The following is a 996-nucleotide window of genomic DNA, read 5'->3' as shown; positions in this document are numbered from 1 at the left end:
GAGTTTGTCATCAATGTTAGGTGTTTTTGATTGAAGGCCGATTCCAGCCACCAAGTTGAACGTACTTAGTTCCGACTGAAGCGATTCATCTTCCAACAAATCCCAAAAATTATATCCCGGACTATCGGCAGCATCGACAATGCTGTTCGCTCTCTTAAACTTCCAGTACCCTTTCTCCTTGAATAGGTGTACAACCATAAGAGATTTCTCCAACCCGGTATCGCGGTCTCTCAGAGTATATTCAATGACCTCATCAGATACGTCGTCGGATTGAGTGCGCCTTAGACCCGAAACTAGCAAATCTCCGCTACTCGTCTCCCTACGCTCAACTTGAGTCAGTCGCCTTTCAAAGCTCTGGTACAATTCTCTATTTTTTGCCTCACGTTTTCCGGTCTCAAGACGGAGCGACAGATCGCGCAACTCTCTCCACTGGCGGCTGAGCTTGTCACGAAGCGCCTGAGCCTGCTCATCGCGCTCCGCCTGCTGACGTTCTCTCTCTAATTGTTCCCTTTTTATGCGCAGCTCACGTGCATCTGACTTCCTTTCATTGGCTTGGGATTGATAGCTGTCGAATGTAACGAGGAGGACAACACTGCTAACCACGAAGGCAAGGACGGCTCCCAATACCAGCCACCGAACCGCGCTGGATGCGTGAAGCGTCTCTATCTCTTCATCGAACGTACGACTGCCTGAAAAAAATAGAGTGACTGCATCAAGATGCGACAAAGCCCATCCAGCAATTAGTCCTATCGCCAGAAGTGCAGCCCCTATTACCACTATTCGTTTTCTCAGTTCAATTTCCATCCAAATTCGAATTACCGTCAACTTTGAAAGAAATACAAGAGTTCGTACGCGCTTCAAATTTCGTCGTCTGAGCTATCCGCCCCTGAGTTCAACCCGCACTGCGCTTGAACTTGGGCCTGCTGCGGGGCAGTCGCTCCCCTTCCCCGATTGCCATCCTTCCCTCCAACCTCTAAATGCTCCTTATGAGCAAAA

Annotated in this window: 1 protein-coding gene; it reads right to left on the bottom strand. The window is 49.2% G+C overall.

Annotation, left to right across the window (positions count from 1 at the left end; all coding sequences use genetic code 11):
* Positions 1 to 804: hypothetical protein (locus tag B4F73_RS00260; RefSeq protein WP_290482240.1), on the bottom strand; the 804-nt coding region annotated here is incomplete at its 3' end.
* Between the last annotated feature and the right edge of the window lie 192 nt (positions 805 to 996).

It is taken from the genome of Hyphomonas sp. UBA3601, assembly GCF_002375605.1.
GTDB lineage: Bacteria > Pseudomonadota > Alphaproteobacteria > Caulobacterales > Hyphomonadaceae > Hyphomonas.
The sequence above is the reverse complement of the archived record's forward strand: the minus strand, read 5'-3'. Positions and strand labels throughout refer to the sequence as shown.